Below are 24,887 nucleotides of genomic sequence, written 5' to 3'. Positions count from 1 at the left end.
AATCCGTAAAGCGGAGGTGTAGGGCAAAATAGGGTAGCTGCTATACACGGCTGATAATCCGGTAAAAGATGATTCCGTATTATTTTGCCCCACCGCAGCTGCGGTTTTGGGTCGCCGGGGGATGCAGCCTTGATTTTTTGTTTCGTTTTGCATCAAGGCAAAATGAAAAACAAGCCGGACGGCGCGTTAGAGAAATCCAACATTTAATTCAACAATAAATTCAAATAGCCGATTGATACAAACAATATGGAGTAAGGCAAAAGTATACAATGCCTTACTCCATATTGTTTTTCAAGTGCTGTTATTTATGAGATCGACCCAAATAATAAGATAACAGCAGCGACCCTGCCTGCAAGGCAACTAATACCCAAAAGGCATTCTGCCTTCTGTTTTTTCGTTTCAAAGCTTTTAGTTCTTTCGTTTCTTTATCATTCAGTTCAAAATCTTCCATAATCCTCAAGTTTTTATAAATCAGATGTTAATTTAAATGGTTTATTTTATAGAAACAATCGAAATGCTGATTTTGATTAAAAATCGCGTATATTTTTCTTTAATTAAAGATTTAAAGGTATACGTAACAGTACGGATTGGTCGTTTTTTGAAAAAAGTTTATCTATGTATTTTGAAGTATACTAGTTATCGGTTTACTAGTTTAGAAGAAAAAGAGTTCTTTGAAAGAATTAATTAGCAAATAAGTGAAATAGTGTAACCTTTGTAACCTTTTAACAAGTAATAAGTTTTAAGTAATGAGTACAAAGTTGAAAGAACTGTATTTATGTTTACCCTAAAGTCTCTTGTGCGATAGCCTAAGCTATCAGCTAAAAGCTGAAACATGTGTTACCTTTGTTACCTTATCAAAGTAGTAAGTATTGAGTACTAAGTTGAAAGTTATATGAGATACAAGTAAACAAGACACGAGATACAAGTTGCTGACTGATGACTGACAAGCTAATTATTAATTTTTCATTCTTAATTATTAATTGTTTTCTGTGTTACCTTTTCGTTCTTCTCCTTTTATCTACCGGCTTATATGAAGATCAGTAAAGCCGCTAATGGAATAACTAAAGCATACTTGCCAAGGTAATATGGTATCCCTCTGGCTTTCTTTTTAGAGTTGTCTCCTAAAGAGAGTTCTCCGGTAAAACTATAATTATTCCAACCGGAATTGGACTCGTGATTGAAAGACCAGAAATCCTCCTGAGTAGAATCAGGGAAATAAAACAGTTCCTGACAGTATCCGCTTAATTTCCGTTTCTTTATTTTTATCTGGTCGACAGTACCTACACAGTTAACATCACAGTGGTAAACTATTTCTTCTTCATGCCCAAACTCATTCACCGCTCTGAATTTATAATAAGTATAGCAGTCTTTCATATAGTATTTACCATTACTGGCTTTTGCAAACTCGAACCGCCCTACTTTCCTCAGTACCCGAACCATCTTTCCCAGGTATCTTTTTGCAGGTTGCGATGCCAGAATAGAATCGACTGATTCTATCTCCATCGATTTAATGGTCATGTCACTTTTGTTGATCCGCACTTCTCCATTTGCCCAGCCTTCTTTTCCGGCCAGAGGTTCTATATTCAATATTATAAGGGAACTGTCCGATGTATACGTTCTTGTTGTTTCATTATTAATACTTTTGCCAAATGAGAGGAGGTGTGAGGCATGATATTCAGCCCCGTACAGTTCTGACGTAGGAGTTACGGATTTTTGCAGCCGTCTGATGTCTACTATATTGTATGTATAAGGTATCCGTTCCTTTTTTAAGGATTTCTTCAATACTTTTTCATCCAGAGTGGTTGTGTATTTGAGGTATATCTCGTTTTGCAGCGTGTCGGTAGTTTTTGTTTGCAGGAAATGTAACAGGTATCCGATGGAGTGGTCTGTGACCAGGTTCTTTTTGGTATTGAGCATTACTTCTTCCAGCAGCATATCGGCATCATAGGGGCTGATAACAACCGGACTGAGGGAGACCGGATTCAGTTCCATGACAACGGTTGGCTGTTGCCGCAGAGCAGACTTCGATACCGATCTGGATTTATATCCAATGCATTGAAAGTAGATGATATCCTCGCTGTTTCCGGGTATAGAAAACTGTCCGCTTGCATTGGTATATGCATATTCTTTCGATGAGGCTCCGTATTGGACTATAACGTCAGGGACAGGCTTCTTTGTATCCTTATCCAAAACGATACCATTGATAGGAGTTTGGGGCAGAATATATATACATAGAAATAAGAGAGGGAATATAATTACTCTTTTCATCGATTTCGCAATTTAGGCTGTTATCTGATAAACGTCGCTAAGCAATATTTATTGAGATATTATATGACAAAAATCAAATTTATATCTTTCGGAATCAAAATCAACAACTAAATGCTCTTTTTTATACCTTTGCCCTGATTATTAAAATTGACGATATATGGCATTCAATATTGCGGATATACTACCTATCATTATCATAGTGCTTACGGTGCTTACCAGTATAAAGGGGTTTAATGATATGGCCTTCTTCGACCGGTATAAATTTCAGGTGGGGGCTATATTGGGAAAATCGAAGCAGTGGGACAGGCTCTTGACTTCGGCAACATTGCATGGCGATTATATGCATCTCATTTTTAATATGATGACCTTGTATTTTTTCTCCAGTGTGATCATACAATCTCTGGGTATCTGGCAGTATCTGACAATTTATTTCTTATCCATCATAGGAGGGGGCTTATTGTCCTTGTGGGTTCACCGTAAAGAATATTATTATAGTGCTATCGGTGCTTCGGGCGGCGTTGTCGGTATCTTGTTTGCCGCCATAGCTTTATATCCGGATATGACGCTTGGGGTGATGTTTATTCTTCCCATGAAAGGATGGCTTTTCGGTATCCTCTATCTGGGTTATTCCATATACGGGATGCATACAAGACAAGGAAATATCGGACATGACGCCCATCTCGGAGGCGCTGCCATAGGACTTATCCTTGCAGTAGTTTTTGCGCCGGTAATACTTCAGATCCATACATTATATATCGGAATAATGATAATTCCGTTGATTGTTTTGGCATATCTTGTTTTAAGAAAGAAATAATTGTACATTTGCTATGTATTTTAACACAAACGGAATGGCAAATCGAAATGTCTTGGTCTGTAAAAACTATTTCGTTCATTGAACATAGCACTTATTACTTTGTTATTAAATTATACATATATTTTGTAAGTAAAAAGCAATAATAATGAGCAACGAGAAAGACCTTATACAGTACGACGAGGATGATGCGGTAAAGTTTATACAGAACTATCTTCCCCAGGAAATGAAAGGAAAGTATACGAACGATGAGATAAATTATATCATCGATATTGTGTATGACTTCTATGATGAAAAAGGATTTATGAATGATGAAACCGATGAAGAATCGGTTGTAGATATCGATGAAGATGAAATTGTCGCCTATGTACTGAAATATACAAAGAAGGACAAAGTGAATAATTTCTCAGAAGATGAAATCGCCTTTATCATACAGGGTGAACTTGCTTATTGCGACTCAATAGGAATATTTGAATAGAGAAAATATCACAAACAAAAAGTATACAAATAATAATTAAAATTTTATCAATTATGAAACAATTTTCAATTCTTGCAGCAATATTTATGAGTTGCGCAGTTATATTTTCTAGCTGTGGAGCTAGTGATACAGTAAAAGGCGGTGGTATAGGAGCAGGAGCAGGCGGTGCTCTTGGCGCAGGTATCGGAGCCATTATCGGTGGTGGTAAAGGAGCTGCATGGGGTGCCGGTATCGGAGCTGTAGTCGGAGGTACTGCAGGTGCTGTTATCGGAAACAAAATGGATAAACAAAAGAAAGAATTGGAACAGATCAATGGTGCTCAGGTTGAGTCTATCAATGACGGGCAAGCTATCAAAGTTACTTTCGAATCAGGTATCTTGTTTGCTACTAACTCAAGCACACTGAATTCTGCTTCCCAAAGTGCACTGACAAGCTTTGCTACTTCTTTGAATAATAATCCTGATACAGATGTTCAGATATATGGGCATACAGACAATACAGGCTCTGATGCTATCAATAATCCATTGTCTGAAAAACGTGCGCAATCGGTTTATAACTTCCTTCAAACTAAAGGAGTGTCTGGTAGCCGTATGGTATCTCAAGGTTTCGGTTCTACCCAGCCTGTTGCTGATAATAGTACTGTTGCAGGAAGAAGCCAAAATCGCCGTGTTGAAATCTATATTCTTCCTAATGAGAAGATGATTAAAGACGCTGAACAAGGTAAATAATAGCTTTGTAAATAACAATAGAAATGAAGGCTGTTCTTGACGAACAGTCTTCTTTTTTGTATAGATGAATTTCATATGCGCAGAAGAATTGGCGAACTTTTTTAACATTCCGGATGTTATATAAATGATCGCTTTGGTAAAAGCAGTAGACTACAGGAGATTTCAAATATCACAATATTAACAAGTAAATATAAGAAATTATGGGATTTATATGGTCAATCATAATAGGTATATTAGCCGGATTTATCGCCGGTAAAATAATGAAGGGTAGTGGTTTTGGTCTTATCCTTAACCTCATAGTCGGAGTAGTCGGAGGTTTACTCGGCGGATGGATATTTACGTTACTCGGTCTGGGTGTAAATGGTATTATAGGTAATCTGGTTATGTCCACAATTGGTGCCGTTGTGCTGCTTTGGATAATATCCCTGTTTAGCCGTAAGAAAGAATAGAATTACTAATTGATAAAATAGAATAATTATGAAGAAAGTATTGATAGGAGCAGCCTTGGGGGCTGTAGCAATTTACGCAGTCAGCAGACTGTATAAGCAAGGTAAATTAGACGGTTTTTGTGACGATATGAATAAATTTGCCAGCAAAGCAAAACGCAACCTGAAAAATGTAGCCGATGTAGGCAAGAATCAGGTAGAATACATCAAAGACCGTGTTGAATATGAGTTGAATAACGGAAAAGAGAGTAAATAATATACAGATAAGAAAATATAAGAATGGGTAGCTTAGTCGTTACCCATTCTTATTATATCTAGAGGATGTTATTTCATCTCTGCCTCCTGTTTCTCTTTCAAGTGTTCTCCTAAGAATTTCTCCATAGCACGATAGAAATCGAATCTGTTTTCCTCGTTATGAAATCCGTGACCTTCATTATCCTTTACCATGTATTCGGTTTCTATTCCTCGTTTTTTCAGAGCTGCCACCATCTGGTCCGATTCATCTTTATTTACACGCGGATCGTTTGCACCCTGCGCTATAAATAGTGGAGCTTTTATCTTATCTACATGAAATACCGGAGAAGAACCGGCTAACAGAAGGCTGTCCTTTTTCGGATCACCTACCATTTCATACATCATATCCAACATCGGTTTCCAGTATGGAGGTATCGTATTTAGGAATGTGAATAGGTTCGATACACCTACATAGTCCACTCCGCAAGTGTAGAGATCGGGGGTGAATGTAAGGCCGGCTAAAGTAGCGTATCCTCCATAGCTTCCTCCGTATATGGCTATTTTATCAGGATTGGCTATCCCTTTTGCCTTCAGCCATTCCACACCGTCTGTAATGTCGTCCTGCATTGTTTTTCCCCATTGCTTAAATGATATTTCCCAGAACTTCTTGCCGAATCCGGTAGAACCCCGGAAATTCATCTGGAACACGGCATAACCCCTGTTTGCCAGAAACTGTATCTCAGGATTGAATCCCCATCCGTCACGGGCCCAAGGGCCTCCATGCGGGTTAACCACTACAGGCAGGTTTTTCGCAGTCTCCATGGTATATCCTTTCGGGAGTGTCAGGTATCCTTCTATTTCCAGACCATCACGTGTTTTATATGTGACACAGTTCATTGTCGCCATGTTGTTTTCATCCAGCCACGGGTAAATATCGGCGATATGTGTCAACACGTCTTTTTCCACATCATAGACATAATAAGCTCCCGGTGTCTTGTCATTGTACGTGCGGACAATCAGCATATTTTCTTCTTTGTTCTGACTATTAATGCCAAACGGCCTGTTTGCTACCTTAGAGGAAATCTTATCGTATATGCCCTTCAATTTATCATCAAAGAAATGACGTTTTATGCCATCATGTCCCTGATATGCAACCAACTGCAATTTTTTGTCCTTTAGAGAATATGATGCTCCGGATATATCGTATTTATCATTTTCATAGAGCTTTTCATCTTCTTTCATTGTCTGAGGATCGAATATGATCAATGCATCTTTGTCCCTGCCTATATTCGATGTTGCATACAGTTTCTGATTATCAGATGTAAAGAAATAAGGATTGAGGGTTTCTTTAAAACTCGTGGTTATAAGGACTTTGAAAGCGTCCTCTTCTTTATCTCTGTACAGAAGGCTCTGATTTACTCCATCAATAGCAGTGGCGACACGCAGTTTGCCGTCATGGTCTGTCATCCATCCCTGAATATTTCCCGGATTTTCAGCGAGCATTGTCAACTCTCCGGTCTCAATATTCAAACGGTAAGGATCGAATATCTGAGGATTTCTTTTATTCAGCCCGATAATGACTTCACTGTCTATCTCAGGCAGGTCGTCAATGATTTGAGTACGCACTTTTTCGAATGCAGTAAGTGGCAGTGGATTACTGCCGTCTATATTAACGCCATAAAGCTGATAATTTTCGTCACCTCCGGTATCTTTCAGAAATAGGATGCGATTATTATTACCCCACAAATATCCGGCAATATCCCTCTCTGTTTCCGAGGTAATTCTTACGGCTGAATCTTGCCCTATTTTCTGCACATAGATATTCATCCTTTTTTCGTAAGGTGCGGTATAAGAAAAGTATTTTCCATCAGGAGAAATCTGATATGAAGCCTTTTCAGGGTTTCTGAAAAAATCTTCTAAGGGTAATATTGGAGCGGGTACCGGAGCCTTGTTGCATGATGTTGCCAGCCCAAGTGTTAAACAAAATAAAGTGATAATGCTTAATGTGAATGATTTCCTTTTCATAGTTTAAATGGTTTTATTACTACTATAAGTACTTGTCGTACAAATGTATTAAAAAATCACAAGAATACTTTTTTTATTAAAAAAAGTTGCTCCGTTAGATTTTTAGGCAATCAATATATTTCCTCATAAATGGGAGAAATCCAGTCGATTAGCAAATCAACCGGATTTCTTATATCCACATCTTTAGTTATTGAAACTCAACTCCCCGTCCTTCATATCTATTATGATGGGATTCTCCTTATCTACTGTTCCGGCGAGCAGTTGTCTCGATAGTGTATCCAGTACAGTACGCTGTATAACACGTTTCACCGGACGTGCCCCGAATTCAGGATCATAACCCATTTGCGCTATCCCGGCAATAGCTTCTTCTGTAAATTCCAGTTTCACCCCGTTGCCTTTCAGCATTTTTACTATGCCTTCGAGCTGTATGCGGACAACCTGTTCTATCTGTGCCAGATTTAATGGTTCGAACATAACTGTCTCATCGATACGGTTCAGGAATTCGGGACGCATATTCACTTTCAGCATATCCAACACTTCGCGTTTGGTTTTCTCCACCACTTCGTTGTGGTTCTTTGGTGTTATTCCCGCAAAGTTTTCCCGGATCAATGGAGAACCCATATTGGACGTCATAATGATGATTGTATTTTTGAAGTTTACCACACGCCCTTTATTATCGGTCAGGCGTCCGTCGTCCAATACCTGCAATAAGATATTGAAAACATCGGGATGCGCCTTTTCTATTTCATCGAATAAGACTACCGAATACGGCTTACGGCGGATAGCTTCTGTCAATTGTCCCCCTTCGTCATAACCGACATATCCCGGAGGTGCCCCGATAAGCCGGGTAGCACTGAATTTTTCCTGATACTCGCTCATGTCGATACGGGTCATCATATTCTCGTCATCGAACAGGAATTCGGCGAGGGCTTTCGCCAGCTCGGTCTTACCGACACCTGTCGTACCCAGAAATATAAACGAGCCTATGGGACGTTTGGGGTCTTGCAGTCCTGCACGGCTACGGCGTATCGCATTCGATACGGCAGAAATAGCTTCATCCTGCCCCACGACACGCCTGTGCAATTCCACTTCGAGGTTCAGCAATTTCTCCCGTTCGCTTTGCAGCATCTTGTTGACAGGGATGCCTGTCCAGCGGGAAACCACATCAGCAATATCGTATGAATCGACTTCCTCTTTTATCATTGCCTGATTTCCCTGCATTTCATGCAGTTGTCCTTGCAGTTTGCCTATACCATCTTCCAATTCTTTCAATTTACCGTAACGGAGTTCGGCAACCTTTCCGTAATCGCCTTCGCGCTCGGCCTTTTCCGCTTCGAATTTGGTATTTTCTATCTCTATCTTATTCTGCTGGATCTTATTGATAACTTCTCTTTCCGATTGCCATTTGGCTTTCAGGTCTTTTTCTTCATCTTTCAGCCTGCTTATTTCTTTAGATAGCTCTTGTTCCTTCAGCTTGTCATTCTCGCGGCGTATAGCTTCACGTTCGATTTCGAGTTGTTTGATACGACGGCTCTTTTCGTCCAGTTCTTCCGGTACGGAATCCACTTCCATACGCAATTTTGCCGCAGCCTCGTCCATCAGGTCGATAGCCTTATCGGGCAAAAAGCGGTCGGATATATAGCGGCTCGACAGTTGCACAGCAGCAATAATAGCTTCGTCTTTGATACGCACCTTATGGTGATTTTCATATTTTTCTTTCAGTCCCCGCAGGATGGAGATTGCATCGGCCTCGCTCGGTTCATCCACCATTACAGTCTGAAAACGGCGCTCCAAAGCCTTGTCCTTTTCAAAATATTTCTGATATTCGTCAAGTGTAGTCGCGCCTATCGAACGTAACTCTCCTCTTGCCAATGCCGGCTTAAGGATATTAGCTGCATCCATCGCTCCCTCACTTTTACCTGCGCCTACCAATGTATGTATCTCGTCGATAAATAAGATAATCTCTCCTTCCGACTTGGTAACTTCATTCACTACAGATTTCAGCCGTTCTTCAAATTCGCCTTTATATTTTGCCCCTGCAATCAGCGCGCCCATATCCAGAGAATAAATCTGTTTGCTTTTCAGGTTTTCAGGAACATCACCCCGTACAATACGATGCGCAAGCCCCTCGGCAATAGCAGTTTTACCCGTACCCGGTTCGCCTATCAGTATAGGATTGTTCTTGGTGCGGCGGCTAAGTATCTGCAACACACGGCGTATCTCATCATCGCGGCCGATAACGGGGTCCAGCTTTCCGTCCTTGGCTCTTTGAGTCAGGTTTATAGCATATTTTTCCAGTGACTGATAAGTATCTTCGGCAGTCTGGCTGGTTACATTCGTGCCTTTACGTAGTTCATTGATGGCCGGTTGCAGTTCCTTTTCGGATATACCTGCATCTTTGAGCATCTGCGCCGCCGTGCTTTTGCCTGATAATACACCTAACAATATATGCTCGAGGGAAACATACTGATCACCCATCTTTTTTGCATATTCGGCAGCTTTTTCCAGTGCAACATTACTTTCGCGGCTGAGGAACGCTTCACCTCCTCCCGAAACCTTCGGAAGGGAATCGATCTCCTTGCTTAATATATTCGTCAAATGACCGGGATTTGCTCCCAGTTTCTGAAAGAGGAAATTCACGACATTCTCCCCGGTCATGATTACTCCCATAAGTATGTGTGCCGGTTCTATAGACTGTTGGCCTTTTTCTTTTGTTATCTCAATGGCTTTTTGTATCGCCTCCTGAGATTTGATTGTAAAATTATTGAAATTCATATGTTTAGTTTTTCTGTTTGCTTGTATTTTATATAACTATTGTCTGTTTACACTTGTTCAAAATATTTGCCAATCTGATATTTTTGACAAAATGTCAGTTTATTCGTCATTTTTAGTCTAACACGAATGGGACTCTAAAACTTGACAAACTTGACACTTTTTACATGTTTTTCATCCTGTCACTCTTCTGAAAACTCCGTGCTACTCCTTTTTGGCTCCGCCGACCGCTGGTTCTCCGTGTTTAAAAATAAAAGGTAACAAAGGTAACACATATTTCAGCTTTTAGCTGATAGCTATCAGCCGTTAGCTTAGGCTATCGCACAAGAGACTTTAGGGTAAACATAAATACAGTTCTTTCAACTTTGTACTCATTACTTAAAACTTATTACTTGTTAAAAGGTAACAAAGGTTACACTATTTCACTTATTTGCTAATATGCTAATTTTAACTACACTTTGTTTCGTTGAACGATGTTTCAAATTTGCTAATTAATTATTTCAAAGAACTCTTTTTCTTGTAAACTAGTAAACCGATAACTAGTATACTTCAAAATACATAGATAAACTTCTTTCAAAATACGACTTGTTTCTCCAATAATTTTCGTTAAGTTTGCATGTCACTGTTAGGGGTGTTCTTTTCCTGAAAGAGCTGAGATTAAACCCTTGAACCTGATGTGCTGTAATGGGCATCGTAGGAAAACGGTCGTGTTTTAGATTTTTAGTTATAATAAACATACATCTATAAGCCGTTTCGTACTATTCGAAGCGGCTTTTTATTTTTAATATTATCTGGGTATGATTGATATTCAAAATTTAGTGAGGGATTTAAATATTGTCAGAAGCAAGTCCCCTTTAATTCATAACATCACAAATTATGTGGTGATGAACAATACTGCCAATGGGCTGCTGGCTGTTGGGGCATCCCCTGTTATGGCGCATTCGCTCGAAGAAGTCGCCGAAATGGCGAGTATAGCATCTGCATTAGTAATAAATATCGGAACTCTTGAACCTCAGTGGGTGGAAGCTATGCTAATAGCGGGTAAAACCGCTCTGGCTAAAAATACTCCGATCGTTTTCGATCCGGTAGGGGCAGGGGCAACCACTTACAGGACAAAAGTGTGCAAACAGATAATTGAAGAGTGTAAGCCTTCCATTATAAGGGGGAATGCATCCGAAATAATGGCCTTATGGAATGCGAATGTACAGACTAAAGGTGTCGATAGCACCGATTCTTCTGATTCGGCTCTCGATCCTGCTAAGGCACTGGCAAGGCAAACAGGCGCAGTGGTAGTTGTCAGTGGGCAGACTGATTATATTACCAATGGAGAGAATACCTGCACCGTAGAGAATGGCCATCTGATGATGGCACGTGTGACGGGTATGGGGTGCACGGCTACGGCAGTTGTTGCAGCCTTTGCTGCAGTCAATGGTGATATGCTGGAAGCGGCTACGCATGGTATGGCTGTTATGGGTATTGCCGGAGAAATTGCCGCCCACAAGTCTTCTGGAAACGGAAGTTTACAAGTTAATTTTCTGGACGAACTTTACAATCTGGATGAAGCGGTAATAAAGGATACTATAAAGCAAATAAAATAAGATGGCGGCATTCGATTTGAGCCTGTATCTGGTTACAGACCGTTCGCTTTCGCTTGGACGACCATTGGAAACGGTTGTAGAGGAAGCTGTGAGAGGTGGGGTGACGATGGTACAACTGAGGGAAAAGGATGCTTCTACGCTGGATTTTTATAATCTGGCAATGAAGTTGAAATCCATACTGAAATCTTACAATGTACCACTTATTATAAACGACAGGCTCGATATTGCATTGGCCTGCGATGCCGGAGGGCTACACATCGGACAAAGTGATATGCCCTACTCAGTTGCCCGCAAGCTACTTGGTAAAGATAAGATTATTGGCCTTTCTGTTGAAAGTATTCAAGATGCGATAGATGCTAATAATCTCGATGTAGACTATATAGGCATTTCGCCTGTATTCGGTACACAGACTAAAACAGACACAGCGCCAGCCTTAGGTTTGGAGGGAATAGGTGAAATAACCCGCATATCCGGACATCCCAGTGTGGGAATAGGAGGTATCAACCTGACGAATGCGCAGGATATAATACAGGCAGGTGCAGATGGAATATCGGTGGTATCGGCCATTATGTCGGCTCCTGATCCGCAGCAATCTGCCCGTCAGCTAAAAGAAATCATAAACAAATCAAAAAATAAATAGCTATGAAATGGAGTGAACAGGCATGGAACGCAGCAAAACCGATATATAATAAAATACTGGAACAACCCTTTATTCAGGGATTGATAGATGGTACGCTCGACAGGGAAAAATTCATCTTCTACATTCAGCAGGATGCCCTATATCTTGCCGAATATGGCAAGGTATTGACCGGAATAGCTTCAAAGCTCAGTAACCCCGAGCATATAGAGGCTTTTATCCACTTTGCCGGAGATAGTATAGCGGTAGAAAAAGCATTGCACGAAACTTTTGTGAGTAAAATATCTTCCACATCCAAACCTGAACCATCTCCGGGTTGTTTATTATATACTTCATTTCTTTTGAGGCAACTGGCAAGCGCTCCTGTGGAGGTAATTGCTGCGGCTGTATTGCCTTGCTTCTGGATTTACAAAGAGGTGGGAGATTATATTCTCGAACATCAGGTAACAGGTGAAAACCCTTATCAGGAATGGATAAATACATATGGCGGGGAAGAATTCGAACTGTCGGTAAAAACTGCAATTTCCATTTGTGACGAACTTGCAGATAAATGTACCCTGCAACAACAGCAGGCGATGACCGATGCATATGTCATGTGTTCCAGAATGGAATGGATATTCTGGGATAGCGCATGGCGATTGGAAAAATGGCCTGTATAATGTATAATGGAAAGTTGAGGATGGAAAATTGAAGATTATTATATTCGTTTTCACTTCTGAGCTTTCAACTTTCAATTAAAAATATGAAACACTATAAAATTGCACTTACCATTGCGGGAAGTGATCCCAGCGGGGGAGCAGGGATACAGGCCGACCTGAAAACTTTTTCGGCCTGCGGTTGCTACGGAGCAACGGTCGTTGTGGCCGTAGTAGATGAAAATACAATAGGTGTAACGGATGTGCATCCTATCCCCGTCCCGTTTGTATCGGGACAGATAAAATCGGTGTTGGATGATATCGGCGCTGATGCGATAAAGATCGGGATGCTTCATTCTTCGGAGCTCATCTTCGCTGTAAAGGAAACATTGTCGCGGTACAATATAAAGAATATCGTTCTCGACCCGGTAATGGTTGCTACATCCGGCGATAAGCTTTTGCAGGATGAGGCGATTGAAACATTGAAAAGCGAGCTCATCCCTTTTGTCAGGGTGATAACTCCGAATATTCCCGAAGCCGAGATATTGTTGGGCAAAAAGATCCGAAGTCAGGAGGAGTTGCCAAAAGTTATTAAAGATCTTTCGTTTGGGAGCAAAGTGTCCGTATTACTGAAAGCAGGCCATCTGACCGAAGACAAACTGACCGATGTATTCTATAACGCCGAAACCGATGAAATAATAGAACTGAGTTCGCAACGCATCCATACAAAAAATACACATGGGACAGGCTGTACATTCTCTTCAGCCATTGCTGCATATCTCACACATGGACTGTCTCTTAATGATGCTATAAGACAGGCTAAAGATTATATGAATAAAGCTATCACTATCGGTGCCGGATATGAAATAGGGAAGGGGCACGGCCCTGTACATCATTTCTTCGATTTCTGGAAGTAGAAAGTGTCTGCCATATTTATGGTATTTAGGATTATATTTCATCACATTGTAATGAATATTCCATAAGTCTTTTTTACCTTTGAACTTTAATTTTCAAATGTCATAAACTGATGGCTCAAAACGACTCTCAAAACAAGAAATTTTCTACCCGCATTATCAGCGAAAAGTTTAATAAACAGGATGTACACGGTGCTATAGCGATGCCTATATACCGTAATGCAGCCTTCGAATTTTCCGATTCGGAAAGTATTGCCGCCGCATTCCAGTATAAAGAGGAGGTGGCATCCCATACCTATACCCGGATAACGAACCCTTCGGTTGAGAATTTTGAACGTAAAATAAAGGCAGCATCGGGTGCTGAAAATGTAATGGTGGTAGCTTCCGGTATGGCAGCTATATCCAATACATTTCTTACAATAGCTTATGCGGGAAGCAATATTGTGACTTCTCCACACCTGTTTGGAAATACTTTTTCGTTGTTTAAGTTTACGCTTGCGGCTTTCGGAGTTGAAGTGCGTTTTGTGAATACAGATAATATTGAAGAAATAGCCTCGGCGATTGATGAAAATACCTGTGCTTTCTTCTGTGAATTGATAACAAATCCCCATTTGGAAATAGCCAATCTGCCCGAAATATCGAAGGTGTTGAAGGTGGGTAATGTGCCGATGATTGTAGATACTACTATCATTCCGTGGTGTGGTTTCGATGCCCGCAAAGCCGGAGTGGATATCGAAGTGGTATCGACTACGAAATATATATCAGGCGGTGCAACTACAATTGGTGGTGCTATTCTCGACTATGGTACTTTCAATTGGGCAGAGAATAAGCGATTGGCTACAGTAGCCCGTCAAGACGGAACATCGCAGTTCTCATTCAAACTGAAACGTGAGATTGCACGTAATATAGGTGCGGCTATGGATCCCGAGGCTTCTTACTTGCAGGCGTTGGGAATGGAATCGTTGCAGTTGCGTTACGAAAGAATGTCTGCTTCGGCATACGAACTGGCACAATTCCTTGCTAGCCGGAAAGAAGTTGTAAAAGTGGGTTATCCAAAATTGGAAAGCTCTCCTTATAAAAAAATATCAGATACGCTATTTCGTGGTAATCCCGGCGCTATGCTCACTTTCAGCCTGGAGAGCAAAAAGGCGTGCTATAAATTTATGGACAGGCTACAGGTTATCCGTCGTGCAACAAACTTGTTTGATAATAAAACATTGATAATTCATCCCGAGTCCACAATCTATGGGACATTTTCGCCTGAACTGAAAGTAGTGATGGGAATAGAAGATAATCTGATGCGTCTGTCTGTCGGATTGGAAGATATCTCAGATTTGCAGGCTGATATAATACAGGCACTGAATGATTTGAATTAATATCCAATCGTATCAGATGTTTTGGGTGAGGCAGTATAATCAAAATAAATTTTACTACTGCTTCCACTATTAAAAACGTTCATTAATTTACATTAATTGTAAAATATTAGTTACTTCTTTCAAAGAAAAGTAGTACTTTTGTCCTCTAAACAAACAAAATAGCTGAATTCGGCGCTAAATAGCTGATAAAAATGAAGATACTGATAATAAACGGGCCAAATTTGAATTTGTTGGGTAAAAGGGAACCGGATGTTTACGGGAATACTTCTTTCGAAACATACTTCTCCCAGTTGCAACAAACCTATACGGACTGCGAACTATCATATTTCCAATCTAATCACGAAGGAGCGCTGATTGATAAAATACATGAGATGGGTTTTTCATTTGATGGAATCGTCTTAAATGCAGGAGCCTATACGCATACATCTGTTGCCCTTCATGATGCTATCAAAGCTGTGAATACGCCAGTCGTGGAGGTGCATATATCCAATATCCACACACGGGAAGAATTCCGGCACAAATCAATGATTGCGGCAGCATGCAAAGGATCAGTAGTCGGCTTGGGGCTATTTTCATACGAACTTGCAATAGACTTTTTTCGAAAGACAAAAAAGGCCTGAGAAGATTAGAATAAAAAAAGAACTATATACATTAATTAAATTGCATTTATGACTCAGAAGAAAACGAAAATTGTAGCTACAATTTCAGACATGCGTTGTGATGTTGATTTCATCAAGTCGTTGTATGACGCAGGAATCAACGTTGTTAGAATGAATTCAGCCCACATGACAGAAGAAGGCTTTATTCAAGTAATGACAAATGTACGCGCAGTATCTCCTTACATTGGTATCATGATGGATACTAAAGGTCCGGAAATACGTACAGCTAAAAATGCGTCAGGAGAAAAAATCATTGTAAAAACAGGCGATAAAGTTAAAGTTGTCGGAGATTTGAATTTCCTTTCCACACAAGAGCAAATTGGTGTTTCTTATCCAAGTATCGTACAGGATGTGCCTGTAGGTAGCACGCTTCTCGTTGATGATGGTGAAACTGCAATGAAAGTTATTGACAAAACAGCTGATTACCTGCTATGCGAAATCCAGAATGATGGAACTATCGGTAACCGTAAGAGTGTAAACATACCGGGTGTTAGCGTAAATCTTCCTTCTATCACAGCAAAAGATAAAAGAAGTATCGAGATCGCGATCGAAAATAAAGCGGATTTCATCGCTCACTCATTCGTAAGAAACAAACAAGACGTTTTGGATGTACAGAAAATCCTTGACGAATATAACAGCCCTATCAAGATTATCGCTAAAATCGAAAATCAGGAAGGTGTTGACAATATCGACGAAATTTTCGAAACAGCATACGGTGTGATGGTTGCGCGTGGAGACCTTGGTATTGAAGTACCACAGGAAAAAATTCCGGCAATCCAGCGTTTGCTTATCCGTAAGTCTATCGAATACAAGAAACCGGTTATCGTAGCAACTCAGATGTTGCACACAATGATCGAGAATCCACGTCCTACACGCGCCGAAGTAACAGATATCGCGAATGCGGTATACTACGGAACTGATGCTGTGATGTTGAGTGGTGAAACAGCTTACGGTAAATATCCATTGGAAGCTGTTCGTACAATGGCACAGATTTGTGCTACTACAGAGCAATCTAAACTGGACGAGAAAGTTATTCCTGTTCCGTTTAAAGATGAGGAATATGATACTACATCATTCCTTGCAAAACAAGCTGTGAAAGCTGCAACTCAACTGGGTCTGGCTGCTATTATCACAGATAGCTATACTGGCCGTACAGCTCGTACAATTGCAGCATTCCGCAGTAAGTGTCCTGTTTATGCTGTTTGCTGTAGTAACGAAGTTGCCCGTCAACTTTCAGTATGCTACGGAATACAGGCAAGTTATCAGGAATCGACAGGATTTACAACTCACCAGCATAAGCAATATTTCCTGAAGGCTCTTAACTCTATGCTAGACAAAGGGCTGGTTAAGAAAGACGATCAGGTTGCTTACCTTAGTGGTTCATTCGGAGAAGGCAAAGGAACATCTTTCCTTGAAATCAATGGCGTTGGCCGTGTAGTAGATGCAGGTGATGCTTTTGAGGTACCTGTAGACTAAGGTGTAAGAGTTGTAAGTGATACGTTATGAAAATAAGTTTTGATTTATCACTTTACGAAAATAGAAAAAGGATGCTTAGATAAGCATCCTTTTTTATTTTATATTCGTTTTCTAATTTATATTTATTACATCTACAGGTTGTTGCATTATGATATCCATTGGCACTGTTTTATATTGGATATTGGAAAAATCAATAGTGTTCAGGTCGATACTTCTGATAGCACTGTTATACATAGTGCGGAAGTAAATAATGCGGTGCTCCATGTCGGTAGCTGAAGTCCATTGTGTAGCGCTAGGTATATCGGAGGGCACTTCTCCTATTGGAAACTCTATTCCTATCGGTATATCAAAATTATTTAATATCTGAAAACACTGAAGAACAGTTGCCAGAGGGCTCTCTTGTTGTGGTGCTGAAGTCTGATAAAAAGCCGCACGGACAAACCGGGATGGAGACGTTATATCTCCGGGTATACCCAGAAAGCCGCTTCCTGCACCAAAAGATACTAATTCTGTGTTCCCCAGTTGTTTTGTAGGTGCTGTACCCGTAAATAGGTTAACATAATTATTGAGATTCGTCATATGCCATTCGAAACCCGGAGAATTTGTAAGGACTCCCAGCTTATTCTCGTAAAACAGGGGGGTACCATTTATAACTTCAAGTACAAGTTGACGCCCCGATGTATCGGTAAATCTCCAGTGGATAGTTGAGGCTCGTGGGTCAATACTCATAATGCATACTTTTTTTACCGCTTCTTTTACTTCGTCTACTGTTTTACATTCACCTAGTAGCCAGGATACGAGTTGTAGGTCAGCTATGCTCTTTTCTTTTTTTGCAGTATCATAGTTTTCATACTTTCCGTAATTTGGAAAATAGAATAGTCCGGCCGAAAGTCCCATTTCATTTAAGCCTTCGGCTACAAAATCCTTTTGTTCCACAGCCAGTCCCACATATCCATAACGGGACGTAAAAGACATGCCGCCAATTCCTCCGGGGATATATGATTGTTTGGTATACCCTCTGGGTACAATAACATACTGGCTGTTCAGATTACTTCCACCCCATTCTATAGTGCGTGCAACAATGGTGGTTCCTCCCTTGCTTTTCAAAGTTATACCGGTACATGATTCTGTTGGAAGTGGATAAATAAATGAAATGGCAATCGCCAGCAGTGTAGCAGATAGTTTTGATTTCATGTTAGTTGTTTTTATGATTAACAAATAATATATATAAAATTAACAAATGCCGTGGATGATAAGTTCAATAGTCAGTAAGTTATTTTCATGATATACATGCTATTATCAGGAAGGGGTATGAGGCGGTTTGTACCAGAGGTAGTTTTCTGATTATGAATGGAGTATCCGGAATAAAAAAGGATGCTTAATGAGGCATCCTTTTTTATGTTTTTATTCGAGATCGGTTCGGTCGTTCGTTGTGTCATTGTCTGGCTGAGACACTAACAGGAAGTCGATAGGCTCGGATGTTTCATTTGCAATATAATGTTTCATCATAGGTTCTATCAGTATACCTTGCTGATCTTTTACGGTTACTTTTTTACCTTCTACATAAAATATTGCCGGACCTTTCAGTACAAAGAAGAATTGCCGTGAGGAGGTATGGAAGTGTAAGGTCTCCCGTGTTCCGGCCGGCATGGTTTCGATTTTCACTGATAAGGAATCTCTGTTCATGAGAATCCAACTACTACATTTGTCGCCCCAGAAATAATGAGGCGCCGATTTTTTATCTATCACTCTGCTCATAATTCTATAAATTTTAAGGTGCAATGTCTTAAAATTAAGAAATATATCGGAAAATATCGTTGTTTTCTAAAAATAATTGCGAAATGATTATCTTTAACCTGTGTTAAGGTCGCAGACCTGTTTAATACTTTTTATCTGCAACAACAAGAGCCGATTACGGTTAAGTGATGTTGCATTAAATACTTTCTGTTACTTAGCTTATTCAATTTATCGTAATAAACAATGTCATTAGACAAAAACGAAGCCATAGAAAATTATATTCTTTCCCACATAGATGATGAAGGGGATTTGTTAAAGCAACTCAACCGGGATGCACATGTAAACCTACTGAAGCCACGTATGCTGTCGGGGCATTTGCAAGGCAGGATGTTGAATATGTTTTGCCGGATGATGCAGCCGAAATATATACTGGAAATAGGAACATACACAGCTTATGCGACTCTTTGTCTGGCTGAGGGCGCAGCCGATGATGCAGAGATTCATACCATAGAGGTAAACGACGAACTGGAAGATTTCATCATGAAATATCTTCATAAAACGAAACTGAAAGATAAAATACATCTGCATATAGGCGATGCTATGGAGATTATACCTAAAATAGACCGCATATTCGATATGGTATTTATCGATGCCAATAAGCGTCACTATATAGAATATTACAATCTCATCTACGATAAAGTACGTCCCGGAGGGCTGATTATCGCGGACAATACTTTGTGGGACGGACATGTGTTGGATACTCCGAAACCCTCAGATAAACAGACTATCGGAATACAGGCTTTTAATGATATGCTTGCTAAAGATGACAGGGTGGAGAAAGTGATATTGCCTGTAAGGGACGGATTGACTCTGATATGGAAAAAATAGCAGGTTGGTATTTTATCTTTACAGCATAAAGGATAACCATTGTTAACTGATTACTGTTAACTGAAAAGTATTACCTTTGTACCCAAAATATATAATATGGATACTACCAGACAACAAAAAATAAACCGCCTTATCCAAAAGGAATTAAGTGAAATATTTAGGAAACAGACACAGCAGATGCGAGGTGTGCTCGTTTCTGTGAGTACCGTGCGTGTTAGTCCCGATTTGGGATTGGCAAAGGTGTATTTGAGTATTTTTCCGTCCGAGCAAGGGAAGGAACTCCTCGATAATATCAAAACCAATGTAAAGGCTTTGCGTTTCGATTTAGGCCAGAAGGTTGGCAAACAGTTGCGCGTGATTCCCGAATTGAGCTTTTATCTTGACGATTCGCTCGATTATCTGGATAATATAGATAAACTGCTTGGAAAAGATAATAAGACAGAAGAATAAACCTTGAACCTTTCGCTCCATATAGCCCGGCGCTATCTTTTTGCCAAGAAGTCGCATAATGCCATCAATGTCATATCCATGATATCGGTGTTTGGGATAGCTTTGGCTACAGCTGCTTTGGTTTGTGTGCTTTCTGTATTTAACGGGTTCACCGGAGTTGTTTCCCAAACATTCAGCGCATTTGATCCCGAATTACAGATAACACCTGCAAGTGGAAAGGTGTTTGATCCTAACAATCCTCAAATGGAGGAAGTAAAAAAGATAGCTGAAATAGCATTTATATCCGAATCACTTGAAGAGAACGCCCTGTTGAAAAATGGCGATCGTCAGGAGCCTATCATACTAAAGGGGGTATCGAAGAAATTTGAAAACCTTGCCGATATCGATAAGCTGATTATAGACGGCCGTTTTCTATTAAGGGAGGATACTTCCGGTGCCGTTGAGGCTTCCGGTGCTGATTCATTGCAGGAATGGCATATAGACAATGGGGTTGTCGGAGCAGGTCTGGCAATGTTTCTCGGTGTGCGTGCCAACTTTGTCAATCCGGTAGAGGTTTATGTGCCTAAAAGAAATGTAAGGGTTAATCCGGCTAATCCATCTACAGCCTTCGACCGTTCCGATGTATTTATAAGCGGAGTGTTTGCCCTGAATCAGGCAAAATATGACGATCAGATGATGATTGTATCCATAGATCTTGCGCGCGAACTGTTAAGATATGAAACCGAAGTGTCTTCTATCGATATAAAGCTGAAAGATGCAGCGGAAGTAGATAGGGTTCAGGCGAAGATAAAGTCTGTTTTAGGCGAGAATTACCTTGTTAAAAACCGTTTTGAACAGCAGGAAGATCTGTTTCGTATGGTGAGTATAGAAAAATGGGTCACTTTCCTTATTCTGGCTATAACACTGGTAATTGCGGTTTTTAATATCGTAGGTTCGTTGACGATACTTATAATAGAAAAGAATGAAGATATCAGGATTCTTAAAAATTTAGGAGCTGATAATAAACTTATATTGAAAGTTTTTCTGTTCGAAGGCGGTCTGATAACTTTCGTGGGTACTATTGCAGGGATAGTATTGGGTCTTATAATATGTCTGTTGCAGGAGTATTTCGGATTGTTACAACTTGGCTCTACGCCGGGGACATTTGTTATGGATGCTTATCCGGTAGTCGTGGAGCTGTTGGATGTTTTGCTCATATTTGTCACTGTAAGTATGATTGGCCTTCTTGCTGTTATTTATCCTGTAAATAATCTGCGCAAACGCTTATAGCATCAGTTGCCAGAATTCCACATCGATTAGCCTGTCAAATTTTACTCCCGATTCCTTAAAATTACCTATAAGCTCGAAGTCGAATTTACGGTGCAGTTTCTGACTCTCGGGGTTTGGCAGGGATATGACGCCTATCAGAGAATGGATGTTTATCTTCTGCGCCCTGATTATCAATTCCTGATAAAGAATACTTCCAATTCCGCTTCCGGTTGCTTTGTGATCGAGATATACGCTGGTTTCCAGAGTTATATCATATGCGACCCGCTCCCTCCAGTTGTTAAGATATGCATAGCCGATAACGATGCCGTCTTGCTCATAAACGAAATACGGGAAATTTTTACCTGTTACCTTTTTTATGCGTTCCTTTATATCCTCTTCACTTACCGGATCGTATTCGAATGTTATGATGGTTTCTTTTATATAGTAATTATATATTTCTGCAATTCTCTTTGCATCCTCCGGGGTCACGTCTCTGATCATAAATTACTGTGCTACAAGTGGAGGAATTTCATCTGTCTTATTGGGTATTACAGGGTCTACTGAGACGATGCTGTCGACAACAAATTTAGAGTAGCCGCGCCAGGGCAGTCTGCCGTAATATTCTTTATAGTGGAGTTTTACGTTCTGGCCACTCATGCCCATCAGTTTTATAGCCAAATCTTTATCGTCTATCGAAAATTTAAATTCATTTGACTGGAGACCTTGCATGCCCTGGCCGAATCCGGACTGGATAAGTTCTCCTTCATAGGTTTTGAAGATAACCCCTTTGTGTTTTACATTATTCAATATGCCGGCCTTAACGCCTGAATCGCTGAATGGAACAAAATACCAGACATATCCGAATATGAGAAAGCCAGCTATAATGATGGCCACGATTGTTATAATGACTTTTTTTGCCGTCATAATCCTTTATGTTTTATGTTAAAATAATATATAAGATGTTATGTTCAGAAAACAAAGATATTCATATTTTTAGACTATTTTTGCATAAGGGTTCAAAAAGTAAGCCTATGAATATTGAAGAACTTAGAAACTATTGCATGTCTGTGAAAGGTAGCACGGAGTCATTGCCTTTTCTGAAACACAATGTTTTAGTTTTTAAAGTAATGGAAAAGATGTTTGCTTATATTCCGTTGGAACCGAAGGATGGAGTGTTCAGGGTAAACTTGAAATGCGATCCGGAAAAGTCAGCCAGGCTCAGAGAAAGGTATGCGGGAGTTGGCGAAACTGATTTTAAAACGCTTACATGGAATCTGGTCACTCTGGATAGCGATGTGCCTGATGAGGTCATAAAAGAACAGATAAGACATTCCGTAGATGAAGTGATAAGCAAGCTTTCTAAAAAGAAAAGAGAAGAGTATTTAAATTCGTAAACGAAGAAATTGAAAATGATTATAAGAGACGCTCAGTTTGTAGTAAGTAATACCGATTACCGTAAATGTCCGCAGGACGGAAAGCCCGAATATGCATTTATCGGAAGGTCTAATGTCGGCAAATCTTCACTTATTAATATGCTGACAAACAGAAAGGGACTGGCCATGACTTCCTCCAAGCCGGGGAAAACACAATTGATAAATCATTTTATAATCAATGATGAATGGTATCTGGTCGATTTGCCAGGATATGGTTATGCTCAACGAGGAAAGGAAGGACGTGACCAAATAAGGAAGATTATTGACAGCTATATTATAAACAGGGCAGAGCTAACCTGTTTGTTCCTATTGTTGGATTGCCGCCATGAGCCGCAACAGATAGATATTGAATTTATGAACTGGCTGGGTGAAGAAGGTGTGCCATTTGTGATTGTGTTCACCAAGATAGATAAGTTGAGTAAAGGCGCATTGAAAAAGAATATGGAAGCATATACCGATACCCTGAAAGAAACATGGGAAGAAATTCCTCCTATATTTTATTCATCTGCTGAGCATAGATTGGGGGCAGATGAAATATTAGGCTATATTGAGCAGATAAATAAAAGTTTATAAAAAGTCCGATATTTAAAAACCTAAATTGAATATAGCATGCTGTTAGTTCCCATGATCGATGTAGCTGATGCCAATAATTACACAAGTGTAATAGAGTATATGCATGAAGTGCAGAAGAATGAAGTTGCCTGTGTAAACTGGCCGGAACTTTATCCTTCCCGGCCCGAAGTGGCCTTCAAAATAGCCCATAACGGAACACATTTGTTCCTTCAATTCTTTGTGGAAGAAAATGAAATTCTGGCAGAAGCGAGTGAAGATAACGGCCCTGTCTGGAAAGATTCATGTGTTGAGTTTTTTATGTCATTCGGGGACTCTCTCCATTATTATAATCTGGAAGTATCTTGTATCGCTAAGGTACTCTTGGGTTACAGAGAGAATAAGGCGAATTCGGAGCATGCATCTCCGGCTCTTTTGTCTTCTATAAAACGATATCCAAGCCTGGGTACAGAGCCTATTGGAAGAAGACAGGGCGATTTTAAATGGAATGTGTTAATCGTTGTCCCGGTTTCTGCTTATTGGCAATCCGGATTGGAGACATTTCGTGGAGTTAAAGCACGAGGGAATTTTTATAAATGCGGAGATAATTTGACTATTCCGCACTATCTTTCATGGAATCCGGTTGAGACAAAAACGCCAAATTTTCACATGCCTTTATACTTCGGGGATATATACTTTGAATAAAAATGCAGAATTGAAGCTAATAGTCAAATTTAGAGGAAGATATCGTTTTTATTTTTATGTTAAAAAAGCTTTCATAGAATAGATTTTTTTTTATCTTTGCATGCGTTTGGAGTTGCATTCTTCTTGTACTCCTTTTCAAATATGGATATATTTAAATTTTTATGAAAAATAATTTCTTCGATAGGTTTAAACCTAAAGAAAACAAGTTCTTTCCGCTAATGAGCGAGATGGCTCAGATAATTTTGGTTGCATCTGACCTGATCATCGAGTGCGTCCAAGTTACTAACCACAATGATGCTGTAGAATACTACAAGAAAATCAAAGAACAGGAACGCAAAGCGGATGCTATCCAAAACAAAATTTTTGAAGAGTTGAACGAAACGTTTATTACTCCATTCGACAGGGAAGATATCAACCATCTTTCTGCTACGATGGACGACGTGACTGATTTGATCAACAGTTGTGCAAAGCGTATTATGCTTTACAGTCCGAAAGTGATGCCAGAGGCTGCAACACGTCTTGCTATGTTTGTGCGCGAATCTGCAGGTTTTCTTGTTCAGGCAATTGATGAGCTTGATATCCTGAAGAAAAGCACTACGAAGATCAAAGAATATTGTGAACAATTAGGCGTTATAGAAAAGAAGGCCGACGATGTGTATGAGCATTTCCTTATCGACCTGTTTGAGAATGAAACAGACGCCATCGAAGTTATAAAACTTAAAGATATCCTCCATGAGCTCGAGCGGGCTACTGACGCCTCCGAAGCAGTCGGGAAGATTATAAAGACAATGATTGTTAAGTACTCATAATCAAACGTAGA

27 protein-coding genes are annotated in these 24,887 nt (G+C 40.0%); 19 read left to right on the top strand and 8 right to left on the bottom strand.

All coding sequences use genetic code 11. The features are described 5' to 3' along the window. Positions 1 to 301: 301 nt before the first annotated feature. Both HMPREF9455_RS21535 and HMPREF9455_RS13050 read right to left on the bottom strand, forming a co-directional pair. Complete coding sequence (locus HMPREF9455_RS21535) at positions 302 to 451, bottom strand: hypothetical protein (protein ID WP_006800180.1); 150 nt, start codon at positions 449 to 451, stop codon at positions 302 to 304. Positions 452 to 1,026: 575 nt separating this feature from the next. Next, positions 1,027 to 2,268: a peptidase associated/transthyretin-like domain-containing protein gene (locus HMPREF9455_RS13050; RefSeq protein ID WP_006800178.1), complete on the bottom strand. Its 1,242-nt coding sequence runs from the start codon at positions 2,266 to 2,268 to the stop codon at positions 1,027 to 1,029. A 157-nt stretch (positions 2,269 to 2,425) separates the two neighbouring features. Between HMPREF9455_RS13050 and HMPREF9455_RS13045 the strand changes: the two genes are divergently transcribed. The 5 genes from HMPREF9455_RS13045 to HMPREF9455_RS13025 all read left to right on the top strand — a co-directional run bounded on the left by HMPREF9455_RS13045 (position 2,426) and on the right by HMPREF9455_RS13025 (position 4,987). Beyond that, positions 2,426 to 3,082, top strand: coding sequence for a rhomboid family intramembrane serine protease (locus HMPREF9455_RS13045; RefSeq protein WP_006800177.1), 657 nt, complete (start codon positions 2,426 to 2,428; stop codon positions 3,080 to 3,082). Between the two features lie 145 nt (positions 3,083 to 3,227). Continuing rightward, positions 3,228 to 3,557, top strand: coding sequence for a hypothetical protein (locus HMPREF9455_RS13040; RefSeq protein WP_006800176.1), 330 nt, complete (start codon positions 3,228 to 3,230; stop codon positions 3,555 to 3,557). A 53-nt stretch (positions 3,558 to 3,610) separates the two neighbouring features. Then, positions 3,611 to 4,285: a YiaD family glycine zipper/OmpA-like lipoprotein gene (locus tag HMPREF9455_RS13035; protein WP_006800175.1), complete on the top strand. Its 675-nt coding sequence runs from the start codon at positions 3,611 to 3,613 to the stop codon at positions 4,283 to 4,285. Positions 4,286 to 4,485: 200 nt separating this feature from the next. Next, positions 4,486 to 4,734, top strand: a complete 249-nt coding sequence (locus HMPREF9455_RS13030; protein WP_006800174.1) for a GlsB/YeaQ/YmgE family stress response membrane protein — start codon at positions 4,486 to 4,488, stop codon at positions 4,732 to 4,734. 28 nt (positions 4,735 to 4,762) lie between these two features. Then, positions 4,763 to 4,987, top strand: a complete 225-nt coding sequence (locus HMPREF9455_RS13025) for a hypothetical protein (RefSeq protein ID WP_006800173.1) — start codon at positions 4,763 to 4,765, stop codon at positions 4,985 to 4,987. A gap of 68 nt (positions 4,988 to 5,055) precedes the next feature. Here the strand turns inward: HMPREF9455_RS13025 and HMPREF9455_RS13020 are convergent, their stop codons facing one another. After that, positions 5,056 to 6,990: a S9 family peptidase gene (locus tag HMPREF9455_RS13020; RefSeq protein ID WP_006800172.1), complete on the bottom strand. Its 1,935-nt coding sequence runs from the start codon at positions 6,988 to 6,990 to the stop codon at positions 5,056 to 5,058. Between the two features lie 183 nt (positions 6,991 to 7,173). Beyond that, on the bottom strand, positions 7,174 to 9,765 hold the full coding sequence (gene clpB, locus HMPREF9455_RS13015) for an ATP-dependent chaperone ClpB (RefSeq protein WP_006800171.1): 2,592 nt from the start codon (positions 9,763 to 9,765) through the stop codon (positions 7,174 to 7,176). 794 nt (positions 9,766 to 10,559) lie between these two features. Between clpB and thiM the strand changes: the two genes are divergently transcribed. From thiM to pyk, 7 genes are all read left to right on the top strand, one after another. Beyond that, complete coding sequence (gene thiM / locus HMPREF9455_RS13010) at positions 10,560 to 11,360, top strand: hydroxyethylthiazole kinase (RefSeq protein ID WP_006800170.1); 801 nt, start codon at positions 10,560 to 10,562, stop codon at positions 11,358 to 11,360. A 1-nt stretch (position 11,361) separates the two neighbouring features. Continuing rightward, the gene (gene thiE / locus HMPREF9455_RS13005; protein WP_006800169.1) at positions 11,362 to 12,000 is read left to right on the top strand and encodes a thiamine phosphate synthase; all 639 of its coding nucleotides are present in this window, start codon (positions 11,362 to 11,364) and stop codon (positions 11,998 to 12,000) included. A 2-nt stretch (positions 12,001 to 12,002) separates the two neighbouring features. Further along, on the top strand, positions 12,003 to 12,656 hold the full coding sequence (tenA, locus tag HMPREF9455_RS13000) for a thiaminase II (protein WP_006800168.1): 654 nt from the start codon (positions 12,003 to 12,005) through the stop codon (positions 12,654 to 12,656). Positions 12,657 to 12,739: 83 nt separating this feature from the next. Further along, positions 12,740 to 13,549, top strand: a complete 810-nt coding sequence (thiD, locus tag HMPREF9455_RS12995; RefSeq protein ID WP_006800167.1) for a bifunctional hydroxymethylpyrimidine kinase/phosphomethylpyrimidine kinase — start codon at positions 12,740 to 12,742, stop codon at positions 13,547 to 13,549. 110 nt (positions 13,550 to 13,659) lie between these two features. After that, the gene (locus HMPREF9455_RS12990) at positions 13,660 to 14,922 is read left to right on the top strand and encodes a PLP-dependent transferase (RefSeq protein WP_006800166.1); all 1,263 of its coding nucleotides are present in this window, start codon (positions 13,660 to 13,662) and stop codon (positions 14,920 to 14,922) included. 191 nt (positions 14,923 to 15,113) lie between these two features. Next, the gene (gene aroQ, locus HMPREF9455_RS12985) at positions 15,114 to 15,542 is read left to right on the top strand and encodes a type II 3-dehydroquinate dehydratase (protein ID WP_006800165.1); all 429 of its coding nucleotides are present in this window, start codon (positions 15,114 to 15,116) and stop codon (positions 15,540 to 15,542) included. A gap of 48 nt (positions 15,543 to 15,590) precedes the next feature. After that, positions 15,591 to 17,057, top strand: a complete 1,467-nt coding sequence (gene pyk, locus HMPREF9455_RS12980; RefSeq protein ID WP_006800164.1) for a pyruvate kinase — start codon at positions 15,591 to 15,593, stop codon at positions 17,055 to 17,057. 111 nt (positions 17,058 to 17,168) lie between these two features. Here the strand turns inward: pyk and HMPREF9455_RS12975 are convergent, their stop codons facing one another. After that, positions 17,169 to 18,251, bottom strand: a complete 1,083-nt coding sequence (locus tag HMPREF9455_RS12975; protein ID WP_006800163.1) for a linear amide C-N hydrolase — start codon at positions 18,249 to 18,251, stop codon at positions 17,169 to 17,171. A 210-nt stretch (positions 18,252 to 18,461) separates the two neighbouring features. After that, positions 18,462 to 18,815 (bottom strand): cupin domain-containing protein, encoded by a 354-nt coding sequence (locus tag HMPREF9455_RS12970; RefSeq protein ID WP_006800162.1) that lies wholly within the window; start codon positions 18,813 to 18,815, stop codon positions 18,462 to 18,464. Between the two features lie 222 nt (positions 18,816 to 19,037). On the opposite strand from HMPREF9455_RS12970, the gene HMPREF9455_RS12965 reads away from it, so the two are divergent. The 3 genes from HMPREF9455_RS12965 (at position 19,038) to HMPREF9455_RS12955 (ending at position 21,401) form a co-directional block, all read left to right on the top strand. After that, the gene (locus tag HMPREF9455_RS12965; protein WP_006800161.1) at positions 19,038 to 19,682 is read left to right on the top strand and encodes an O-methyltransferase; all 645 of its coding nucleotides are present in this window, start codon (positions 19,038 to 19,040) and stop codon (positions 19,680 to 19,682) included. A 96-nt stretch (positions 19,683 to 19,778) separates the two neighbouring features. Next, positions 19,779 to 20,132, top strand: coding sequence for a 30S ribosome-binding factor RbfA (gene rbfA, locus HMPREF9455_RS12960; RefSeq protein WP_006800160.1), 354 nt, complete (start codon positions 19,779 to 19,781; stop codon positions 20,130 to 20,132). 3 nt (positions 20,133 to 20,135) lie between these two features. Continuing rightward, positions 20,136 to 21,401, top strand: a complete 1,266-nt coding sequence (locus tag HMPREF9455_RS12955; RefSeq protein WP_006800159.1) for an FtsX-like permease family protein — start codon at positions 20,136 to 20,138, stop codon at positions 21,399 to 21,401. Here the strand turns inward: HMPREF9455_RS12955 and HMPREF9455_RS12950 are convergent. Together HMPREF9455_RS12950 and HMPREF9455_RS12945 are read right to left on the bottom strand one after the other, a co-directional pair. Next, on the bottom strand, positions 21,396 to 21,881 hold the full coding sequence (locus HMPREF9455_RS12950; protein WP_006800158.1) for a GNAT family N-acetyltransferase: 486 nt from the start codon (positions 21,879 to 21,881) through the stop codon (positions 21,396 to 21,398). The two genes, HMPREF9455_RS12955 and HMPREF9455_RS12950, sit on opposite strands and share 6 nt — an antisense overlap. Positions 21,882 to 21,884: 3 nt before the next feature. Further along, positions 21,885 to 22,304, bottom strand: a complete 420-nt coding sequence (locus HMPREF9455_RS12945) for a hypothetical protein (protein WP_006800157.1) — start codon at positions 22,302 to 22,304, stop codon at positions 21,885 to 21,887. Positions 22,305 to 22,411: 107 nt separating this feature from the next. On the opposite strand from HMPREF9455_RS12945, the gene HMPREF9455_RS12940 reads away from it, so the two are divergent. The 4 genes from HMPREF9455_RS12940 to HMPREF9455_RS12925 all read left to right on the top strand — a co-directional run bounded on the left by HMPREF9455_RS12940 (position 22,412) and on the right by HMPREF9455_RS12925 (position 24,876). Next, positions 22,412 to 22,774, top strand: coding sequence for an MmcQ/YjbR family DNA-binding protein (locus HMPREF9455_RS12940; protein ID WP_044216314.1), 363 nt, complete (start codon positions 22,412 to 22,414; stop codon positions 22,772 to 22,774). A gap of 15 nt (positions 22,775 to 22,789) precedes the next feature. Further along, a complete protein-coding gene (yihA, locus tag HMPREF9455_RS12935) occupies positions 22,790 to 23,386 on the top strand; it encodes a ribosome biogenesis GTP-binding protein YihA/YsxC (RefSeq protein ID WP_006800155.1) in 597 nt (198 codons plus the stop codon). A 36-nt stretch (positions 23,387 to 23,422) separates the two neighbouring features. Continuing rightward, positions 23,423 to 24,067, top strand: a complete 645-nt coding sequence (locus HMPREF9455_RS12930; protein WP_006800154.1) for a carbohydrate-binding family 9-like protein — start codon at positions 23,423 to 23,425, stop codon at positions 24,065 to 24,067. A gap of 161 nt (positions 24,068 to 24,228) precedes the next feature. Beyond that, positions 24,229 to 24,876: a DUF47 domain-containing protein gene (locus HMPREF9455_RS12925; RefSeq protein WP_006800153.1), complete on the top strand. Its 648-nt coding sequence runs from the start codon at positions 24,229 to 24,231 to the stop codon at positions 24,874 to 24,876. The last annotated feature ends 11 nt before the right edge of the window (positions 24,877 to 24,887 follow it).

The organism is Dysgonomonas gadei ATCC BAA-286 (assembly GCF_000213555.1).
GTDB lineage: Bacteria > Bacteroidota > Bacteroidia > Bacteroidales > Dysgonomonadaceae > Dysgonomonas > Dysgonomonas gadei.
The sequence above is the reverse complement of the archived record's forward strand: the minus strand, read 5'-3'. Positions and strand labels throughout refer to the sequence as shown.

Coding starts and splice junctions, on each gene's coding strand:
- HMPREF9455_RS21535 (WP_006800180.1), bottom strand. CDS start 451: ATGGAAGATTTTGAACTGAATGATAAAGAAACGAAAGAACTAAAAGCT.
- HMPREF9455_RS13050 (WP_006800178.1), bottom strand. CDS start 2,268: ATGAAAAGAGTAATTATATTCCCTCTCTTATTTCTATGTATATATATT.
- HMPREF9455_RS13045 (WP_006800177.1), top strand. CDS start 2,426: ATGGCATTCAATATTGCGGATATACTACCTATCATTATCATAGTGCTT.
- HMPREF9455_RS13040 (WP_006800176.1), top strand. CDS start 3,228: ATGAGCAACGAGAAAGACCTTATACAGTACGACGAGGATGATGCGGTA.
- HMPREF9455_RS13035 (WP_006800175.1), top strand. CDS start 3,611: ATGAAACAATTTTCAATTCTTGCAGCAATATTTATGAGTTGCGCAGTT.
- HMPREF9455_RS13030 (WP_006800174.1), top strand. CDS start 4,486: ATGGGATTTATATGGTCAATCATAATAGGTATATTAGCCGGATTTATC.
- HMPREF9455_RS13025 (WP_006800173.1), top strand. CDS start 4,763: ATGAAGAAAGTATTGATAGGAGCAGCCTTGGGGGCTGTAGCAATTTAC.
- HMPREF9455_RS13020 (WP_006800172.1), bottom strand. CDS start 6,990: ATGAAAAGGAAATCATTCACATTAAGCATTATCACTTTATTTTGTTTA.
- clpB (WP_006800171.1), bottom strand. CDS start 9,765: ATGAATTTCAATAATTTTACAATCAAATCTCAGGAGGCGATACAAAAA.
- thiM (WP_006800170.1), top strand. CDS start 10,560: ATGATTGATATTCAAAATTTAGTGAGGGATTTAAATATTGTCAGAAGC.
- thiE (WP_006800169.1), top strand. CDS start 11,362: ATGGCGGCATTCGATTTGAGCCTGTATCTGGTTACAGACCGTTCGCTT.
- tenA (WP_006800168.1), top strand. CDS start 12,003: ATGAAATGGAGTGAACAGGCATGGAACGCAGCAAAACCGATATATAAT.
- thiD (WP_006800167.1), top strand. CDS start 12,740: ATGAAACACTATAAAATTGCACTTACCATTGCGGGAAGTGATCCCAGC.
- HMPREF9455_RS12990 (WP_006800166.1), top strand. CDS start 13,660: ATGGCTCAAAACGACTCTCAAAACAAGAAATTTTCTACCCGCATTATC.
- aroQ (WP_006800165.1), top strand. CDS start 15,114: ATGAAGATACTGATAATAAACGGGCCAAATTTGAATTTGTTGGGTAAA.
- pyk (WP_006800164.1), top strand. CDS start 15,591: ATGACTCAGAAGAAAACGAAAATTGTAGCTACAATTTCAGACATGCGT.
- HMPREF9455_RS12975 (WP_006800163.1), bottom strand. CDS start 18,251: ATGAAATCAAAACTATCTGCTACACTGCTGGCGATTGCCATTTCATTT.
- HMPREF9455_RS12970 (WP_006800162.1), bottom strand. CDS start 18,815: ATGAGCAGAGTGATAGATAAAAAATCGGCGCCTCATTATTTCTGGGGC.
- HMPREF9455_RS12965 (WP_006800161.1), top strand. CDS start 19,038: ATGTCATTAGACAAAAACGAAGCCATAGAAAATTATATTCTTTCCCAC.
- rbfA (WP_006800160.1), top strand. CDS start 19,779: ATGGATACTACCAGACAACAAAAAATAAACCGCCTTATCCAAAAGGAA.
- HMPREF9455_RS12950 (WP_006800158.1), bottom strand. CDS start 21,881: ATGATCAGAGACGTGACCCCGGAGGATGCAAAGAGAATTGCAGAAATA.
- HMPREF9455_RS12945 (WP_006800157.1), bottom strand. CDS start 22,304: ATGACGGCAAAAAAAGTCATTATAACAATCGTGGCCATCATTATAGCT.
- HMPREF9455_RS12940 (WP_044216314.1), top strand. CDS start 22,412: ATGAATATTGAAGAACTTAGAAACTATTGCATGTCTGTGAAAGGTAGC.
- yihA (WP_006800155.1), top strand. CDS start 22,790: ATGATTATAAGAGACGCTCAGTTTGTAGTAAGTAATACCGATTACCGT.
- HMPREF9455_RS12930 (WP_006800154.1), top strand. CDS start 23,423: ATGCTGTTAGTTCCCATGATCGATGTAGCTGATGCCAATAATTACACA.
- HMPREF9455_RS12925 (WP_006800153.1), top strand. CDS start 24,229: ATGAAAAATAATTTCTTCGATAGGTTTAAACCTAAAGAAAACAAGTTC.